Source organism: Streptomyces swartbergensis, assembly GCF_002148965.1.
In the GTDB taxonomy this organism is placed as follows: domain Bacteria; phylum Actinomycetota; class Actinomycetes; order Streptomycetales; family Streptomycetaceae; genus Streptomyces; species Streptomyces swartbergensis.
This window is the reverse complement of record NZ_NGFN01000410.1, coordinates 1-7,242: the sequence shown is the minus strand read 5'-3', so window position 1 is coordinate 7,242 and position 7,242 is coordinate 1. Positions and strand designations below refer to the sequence as shown.

The window sequence follows — 7,242 nt, the reverse complement described above, 5'->3', positions numbered from 1 at the left end:
TTGGGGAGGTGCGTCGGGTCGGGGAGCGACACGTGCGGCGCGCTCATGCGGGTGCGGTTCCTCCGTTGGTCACAGGGCGCGCCCGGGCGGGGGCGCGCCGACGCTGTCGCGTACGACGATGTGGGTGCCGAGCAGATGGTGGGCCCCGGCGGCGTGCTCGGGGTCGCGCAGCGCGATGCGCACGGCGGCGCGGCCGAGTTCCTCCGCGGGGGTGCGGACGGTGGTGAGGGGCGGGTTGAAGTCCTCCGCGAGCGGGATGTCGTTGTAGCCGACGACGGAGATGTCGCCGGGGACGCGCAGTCCGCTGTCGGCGATGGCGCGCAGGGCGCCGGCGGCGACCATGTCGTCCCCGGCGAAGACCGCGGTGAACTCCCCTGTCGACTTGAGGAGTTCGGTCATCGCGCGGTGGCCGGCGGCCCGGCCGAGTCCGCAGTCGACGACGTGTGCGGCCTCGGGCGGCAGCCCGTGCTCGGCGAGGGCGGCCCGGTAGCCGGTGACGCGGGCGTCGAGGGCGGTGTTGCCGGGCAGTCCGCCGAGGAAGACGATCCCGCGGTGGCCGGCCGACAGCAGATGGGCGGTGATGGCGCGGGCCCCGGCCTCGTTGTCGAACTCGACGACGAGCGCTGGGATCTCCGGGTCGGGCGCGGGTCGGCCGCAGAGCACGAGCCGGGCTCCGGAGGAGTCGAGGGCGTGGGCGTAGTGGGCGACGCGCTCGCGGTAGGCGTCGTCCTCGACGACTCCCCCGACCAGGATCACCAGCCGGGCGCCCTCCTCCCGCATGAGCTGCACGAACTCCATCTCGCGCTGCGCGTCACCGCCGGTGGCGCCGACCACGCAGAGCCAGCCGCGGTCGGCGGCCTCCGCCTCCACGCCCTCGGCGACCTGGGCGTAGAAGGGGCTGGTGACCTGGCGGACCACGACGGCGGCCATCTTGCGGCCGCCGCCGACCAGGGCGCGGGCGTGCGCGTTGGCCACGTAGTCGAGGTCGCGGGCCGCGCGCAGGACCCGGGCCCGGGTCGCCGGGGGCACCGGGTGGTTGCCGCTGAGCGCGCGGGAGGCGGTGGCCGTCGACACGCCCGCCCGCTCGGCGACCTCACGGATCGTGACTCGTCCCTTGGACACCCTGTCGTTCCCCATCCCCCGCGTCTCCTCTTCCGCCCACCGCTGTTCAGGCGTTGGCCGCGTAGTCCTTCGCGTATTCCTCGGCCATTCTGTCGCCGCCCCGGCTCCGCCACTTCTTCACGGCCGCGTCCCACTCGGACATCGGCAGCCGTCCGGCGATGATCCCGGTGATCGTGTCGTCGAGGAACGTCTTGAGGGTGGCGCCCTGGGAGTTGTTCGTCGCGGACTGGAGCCCGAAGGAGGCGTCGCGGATGGCGTGCGGCACGACCCTCTGCTGCCAGGTGTGCAGGGCGCGCACGGCGTCGGGCATGCCGGGCACGAACAGCACCTGGGGGCCTTCCGCGAGGTACTTCAGCGGCAGGTTGGTGTTGTTCTCGACCTCGCCGAGCTTGGTGAGTTCGGGCGAGCCGTCCTTGCCGCGGGTGAAGTGGACGCCCTCGACGCCGTAGTGGACGAGTTCCCACTCCTCGCTGCCGAAGGGCGCGGCGAGGTAGTCGAGGATGCGCAGCAGCAGTTCGATGCGCTCCTTCTTGGCCTGCTTCAGGACGGTGTAGCCGAAGGAGCGGCGGGCGGCGACGATGCCGCCGGGCTCGCCGCCGACGCTGTACGGCAGGGCCGCCGCGGGGTTCATCTTGCCCTTGGATTCCCGGTACTTGGGCAGGTAGGCGCCGAACCCGTCCTGCATGGAGCCGACGGTGCCGTTGTAGTAGAGGGTCGTCAGGTCGATCTGGGAGATGGACGTGGCGTCGGGGTGGTAGGAGCCGTTCTTGCGCAGCTGGGCCTGGAAGGCGATGGATGCCTTGTAGCGCTCGTCGGCGGCGGCCGGCAGGAAGGTGCCGTCCTTGGTGACGGACCAGCGCTGGGGGGCGTTGTGGGCGGCGGAGTGGTAGGCGTTGCCGAACAGGGAGCCGTTGGCGGCGCCGAGCATGTACGTCCGGCCGCGGGTGCCCTGCCGGGCGACGGCGGCGAAGTCGTCGGCGGTCCAGCCCTCCTTCATGCCCGCGTCGGCGAACATGTCCTGGTTGATCCAGAGGGTCGAGCCGGGCAGCGGGCGTTCCAGCGGGATGCCGTGGATGCGGCCGCCGATGCGGCCCATGTCGCGCCAGGCGTGGGTGGGGATGTTGGCGAGGTTGGGGTAGTCGGCGATCGCGTCGCCCGACAGGTACGGCGTGAGGTCCTGGGCGCGGCGCTGCACGAACTGCGCCTCTCGGGGCAGGGTGAAGCCGGCGAACATGTTGATGATGTCGGGCAGGGCGTCGGCGTCACCCGCCATCACGGTCGCCATCTTCTTCTGGTAGTCGGCCTGGGAGATGATCGTGTACTCGATCTTCACGCCGAGGGCCTTCTCCACGGCCGTCCAGAAGCGGTTCTGCGAGGCGGGCTTGGGCGGGGTGCCGAAGGAGACGGTCATGACGCGGACGGTGGAGCCGTCGCCCGGGGTGCGGGAGACGGACTTGACCAGGTCGGACGGGTAGGAGGTGTAACCGGCCTGGACACCGGCGTCGGTGGGGGCCAGGTCGGGCTTGGGCCCGGCGGCGGGACGGTGGTCCGGCCAAGGGGCGAGCTTCTTCCCGGCGTTGGAGACGTCGCCGTCGCCGGATCCCGAGGAGCAGGCGGTCAGCAGACCGGGGACGGAGACGGCGGCACCACCGGCGGCCACGGTACGCAGCAGGGTGCGTCGGGACATGCTGGGCATGGGTGAATCACCTCGTGTCGGTTTGGGTCAGCTCTTGATGGCGCCGGTGAGCACGCCCTTGGTGAAGTACTTCTGCAGGAACGGGTAGACGAGCAGGATCGGCACGGTGGCGATCACGAGCACCGCCATCTGCACGGTCTGCGGAGCGGTGACGGTGGCCTCGCCGGTGGTCGCGTCGGTGAGTCCGGCGCCGGACACCACATAGGTGCGCAGCACCTGCTGGAGCGGCCAGTGGTCGCTCTCCAGGTACAGCGAGGCGTAGAACCAGGAGTTCCAGTAGGCGACGGCGTAGAACAGGCCGACGACGGCGAGCGCGGCCTTGGACAGCGGCAGCACCACCGACACCAGCACCCGCCAGTCCCCCGCCCCGTCCAGCCGGGCCGCCTCGTACAGCTCCTCGGGGACCGACTGGAAGAAGCCGCGCAGGACGACCAGGTTGAACACGTTGACCAGGACGGGTAGGACGAGCGAGGCGTACGAGTCGAGCAGGCCGAGTTCCTTGACGAGGAGGAAGCTCGGGATCATGCCGGGCGGGAAGAGGAACGTGAACAGCACCAGCAGCAGTACGGGCTTGCCGCCGAAGACGCCCGGGCGGGACAGCGCGTAGGCCAGGGTCACCGTGCAGGCGAGGCTGAGCAGGGTGCCGACGATCGTCACGCCCGCGCTGACGCTGAGGGCGTGGGTGACGATGCCGCCGTCGAAGATGTCGCGGTAGGCGTCGAGCGTGGGCTCGCTGGGCCACAGCACCCAGCCGCCGTTGTCGACGACCTCCTGGGTGGACGCGAGAGAGGTCGACACGATCACCAGGAACGGCACGCACACCAGCAGCACGACCGCGGCGAGCGCGAGGGCCTTCGCGGCCTGGGTGAGCGGCCGGGGCTTCTCCATCCAGCCGGGCCGGGCGGACGCGCTCACTTGTAGACCCCCTGTTCGCCGAGGCGGTGGGCGACCTTGTTGGCCGCGTAGACGAGGAGGGCGCCGACGACCCCCTTGAACAGGCCCGCGGCGGCCGCGAATCCGTAGTCGCCGCCGACGATGCCCTGGTAGTAGACAAAGGTGTCGATGACCTCGGCTGTCTCCGGGCCGACCGCGTCGCGTTGCAGCAGCATCTGCTCGAAGCCGACGGAGAGGATGTCGCCGAGCCGCATGATGAGCAGCAGCACGATCACCGGGCGGATGGCGGGCAGGGTGACGTGCCAGAAGCGCCGCCAGGGTCCGGCGCCGTCGATGGCGGCGGCCTCGTACTGCTGCTCGTCCACTTGCGCCAGCGCGGCGAGGAAGATGATCGTCCCCCAGCCGGCGTCCTTCCAGATGACCTGGGCGACGACGAGCGGCTCGAACGCGTCGGGGTTGCCGATGATGTCGACGGTGTGCAGACCGGCCCCGCTCAGCCCGCTGTTGAGCAGGCCGGTGTCCCCCAGCACCTGCTGGAAGAGCGCGACGACGATCACCCACGAGATGAAGTGCGGCAGATACGCCACCGACTGCACGAACCGGCGCACCGAGCTCCAGGTGAGCGTGTGCAGCAGCAGGGCGAGGCCGAGCGGCACGGGGAAGTAGAAGACCAGCTGGAGGACGGAGATCCAGAGGGTGTTGAGGACCGAGTCCCAGAACGCCGCGTCCTCGAACATGCGCTGGAAGTTGCCCGGGCCCACCCAGGGGCTGCCCCACAGGCCGTCGAACGGCACGTACTCCTTGAAGGCGATGACGTTGCCGACGAGCGCGCCGTAGTGGAACAGCAGGAAGTAGGCGACCCCGGGCAGCATGAGCAGGAACAACGTCCGGCTCTGAAAACCTTTACGTTGACGCTTCACCCCATCGGGATCACGTCGGCCCGGACTAACCCCCCTCGTACCTGCTCGTTCCCGTAAGTCAGTTGCCACGGCTCCCCCTCACCTCGGCGTGTCCGGTGAAGGGAAGTTAAAACGCTTTCACTGCCCGGTCAACACTTCTGACACAGACGGGACTTCAGGCCGGGACGCGGGACTTCAGGCCGAGAGCAGTCCCCGGCCGAACCAGTCGGAGCGCGAGCGCACGCCGGGCAGGGCGAAGAAGTAGCCGCCGCCGGTCGGAGAGATGTAGTCCACGAGCGGTTCGTCGATCAGCCGGGTCTGGGTGGCCTCGAACTGGCGCCGCACGTCCTGCTGGTAGCAGCAGAAGACCAGGCCCATGTCGAGGTTGCCGACGCTGTCGACGCCCCGGTCGTAGTTGTAACCCCGGCGCAGGATACGGGAGTCGTCGGTCGCCGCGGTGCGCGGGTTCGCGAGCCGGATGTGGGCGTCGAGCGGGATGGCCGTGCCGTGCGGGTCCTTGGCGTAGTTCGGGCTGTCGGTCTCCTTGGCGCCGTCCAGTGGGGCACCGGTGTCCTTGCGCCGGCCGAACATCAGCTCCTGCTCGGTCAGCGAGACCCGGTCCCAGAACTCCACCAGCATCCGGATGATCCGGATGACCTGATAGCTGCCGCCGGTGGCCCAGTCGGGTTCGCCCTGTCCGTCGCCGACCCACACGAGGTGGCCCATCTCGCGGGCCGAGGCGACGTCCGGGTTGGCTATGCCGTCCTTGAAGCCCAGCAGGTTGCGCTGTGCGCCGCTGGGCCGGGGCACGTTCTGGAAGCCGTCGACGCGCCACCGGATCTGCATCGCGCCCCGGGTGTGCTTGGCGATGTCGCGCAGCGCGTGCAGCACGGTGTCCTGCCGGGCCGCGCAGATCTGGAGCGACAGGTCGCCGTGGCACTCGGCGGGGTTCAGATTGTCGTTGGGGAAGATGCGCATGGGCGTGAGCCGGCGCGGTCTGGCCTCGGCGAGTCCGTAGCGGTCGTCGAAGAGGGAGGCGCCGACGCCGACGGTCACGGTGAGCGCGTCGGCCGGGACCACCGGGCCGAGGATGCCGTTGTCCGAGGGCGGGGCGCCGACACCCAGGTCGGTGGGGGTGCCGCCCGAGGCGAGGAAGCGGGCCCGCTGCGTCAAGGTCCGCAGCAGATCGGCCAGTTCCGCGCGATCGCTGGCGATGACGTCGAAGGAGACGAAGGCCGCGGCCTTCTGCTGGGGGGTGAGGATGCCGGCCTGGTGGGGGCCGTGGAAGGGCACGGCGGCGGCGTTCGCCTCTTCGGCCGCTCGGGCCGCTCGGGCCGTGCCACTGCCGGTCTCGGCGAGCGCCACGCCTCCCCCGGCGAGGACCACGCCCGCGGCTCCGGCGCCCAGGGCCGTCTTGACGAAGGAACGGCGGCCCGCGTGGGCGGGGCAGCCCGGCGGAGGCGTGTCAGCGGACGGCATGGGGACGTTCCCTTCGGCGTGTTCGTTGTGCTGGTGGCGGCCGGTGCTCACGCGGACTTCCTGATCTCGAGCAGGTCCGGCACGGGCGACAGGTCTTCCAGGAGCTGGCCCGTGGCCCCGTCGATCCGCTCCTTTGCACTCCGGCCGAGCCGGTCGACGGGAGTCCAGCGGCCGTCGTGGTGCTCGGCGTCGAGCAGCGCTTGGAGTCGCGCGATGTCCGCGTCGACGGTGGGCAGCAGATGCGGGGCCCGCGTTGTGAGCAACGGCCGGAGTACGGTGAGCAGTTCGCGTGTGCCGGCGAGGTTGGCGTCGGCCGTGGCCAGTCCGGTGCCGCTGCCCTGGTCGGTGTCGCCGGTCAGCTCGAACTGGAGGGTGTTCTCCAGGATCTCGTGGGCGCGCAGGGGCAGGTCGGAGGCATCGAAGTCCTGATGCGGGAAGGCGGTCCGCAACTCCGCGGAATCGGCGGCCAGTTGCCGTGCCGGGCCCTTGAGCTCACCAGCCGGCTGGCCGTGCCACAGTCCGTACTCGATCCGCTGGAAGCCCGCGAAGTGCTTGTCGTGGACCCCGCCCGGCAGACCGTCTGGCCGGCCGTTGATCTTCTGGTCGAAGTCCTCGAAGGTGCCGTAGGCCGCGCCGAGGGACGCGTAGGTGCGGTGCGCGGTCAGCCAGTCGGCGCGTGCCGTGTCCAGGTGCCCGGCGCGGATGTCGTCGCCGAGCTTCCGGGTCTCGGTGACGAGGGTGACCAGACCCCGGTTCACATACGCCTTGTACGCCCGCAGCGGCCCCGCGAGATCCTGCTCGGAGACGGGGACGACGGCCCCGGCACCGGCGGCGCCGCCGACCCGGACCGCCTTGGAGGTGACGGCCTTGCCGTCCGCGGGGACACAACGCCAGGCGTACGTACCGCCCGCGACGGTGGCGACGAGGTCCCGGGTGGTGCCGGGGGCCAGGCCCTCGATCTCGCCGTAGACCGCGTTGGTGGCCGGGTCGATGAGGTACACCTCGGACGTCTGGTCGCCGGTGTTGCGCATCTGGAAGGTCTGCCGCCCCGGCTTGGGCGCGGTGAAACCCTGACCGCAGTCCTGTGCGGAGACCGCGACCGTCTCGCCCCCGACGGGCTTGGGACGCGCCAGGGCGACGACGAGCCCGGCC

General features: G+C 70.9%; 6 protein-coding genes. All 6 read right to left on the bottom strand.

The features are described from left to right. Window positions 1–69: 69 nt before the first annotated feature. Window positions 70–1,137: a LacI family DNA-binding transcriptional regulator gene (locus CA983_RS38275; protein ID WP_086605319.1), complete on the bottom strand. Its 1,068-nt coding sequence runs from the start codon at window positions 1,135–1,137 to the stop codon at window positions 70–72. 31 nt (window positions 1,138–1,168) lie between these two features. Next, window positions 1,169–2,818: an extracellular solute-binding protein gene (locus tag CA983_RS38270; RefSeq protein WP_086605318.1), complete on the bottom strand. Its 1,650-nt coding sequence runs from the start codon at window positions 2,816–2,818 to the stop codon at window positions 1,169–1,171. A gap of 27 nt (window positions 2,819–2,845) precedes the next feature. Then, the gene (locus CA983_RS38265; RefSeq protein WP_086605317.1) at window positions 2,846–3,733 is read right to left on the bottom strand and encodes a carbohydrate ABC transporter permease; all 888 of its coding nucleotides are present in this window, start codon (window positions 3,731–3,733) and stop codon (window positions 2,846–2,848) included. After that, window positions 3,730–4,584 carry an ABC transporter permease gene (locus tag CA983_RS38260; protein WP_086605322.1) on the bottom strand — a complete coding sequence of 285 codons (855 nt, stop codon included), beginning with the start codon at window positions 4,582–4,584 and terminating at the stop codon, window positions 3,730–3,732. Before CA983_RS38260 ends, CA983_RS38265 begins: the two co-directional genes overlap by 4 nt. Before the next feature lie 222 nt (window positions 4,585–4,806). Further along, a complete protein-coding gene (gene efeB, locus CA983_RS38255) occupies window positions 4,807–6,090 on the bottom strand; it encodes an iron uptake transporter deferrochelatase/peroxidase subunit (protein ID WP_086605321.1) in 1,284 nt (427 codons plus the stop codon). Window positions 6,091–6,137: 47 nt separating this feature from the next. Then, window positions 6,138–7,242 (bottom strand): EfeM/EfeO family lipoprotein (locus CA983_RS38250; RefSeq protein ID WP_143645686.1); only part of this gene is annotated, 1,105 nt, incomplete at its 5' end.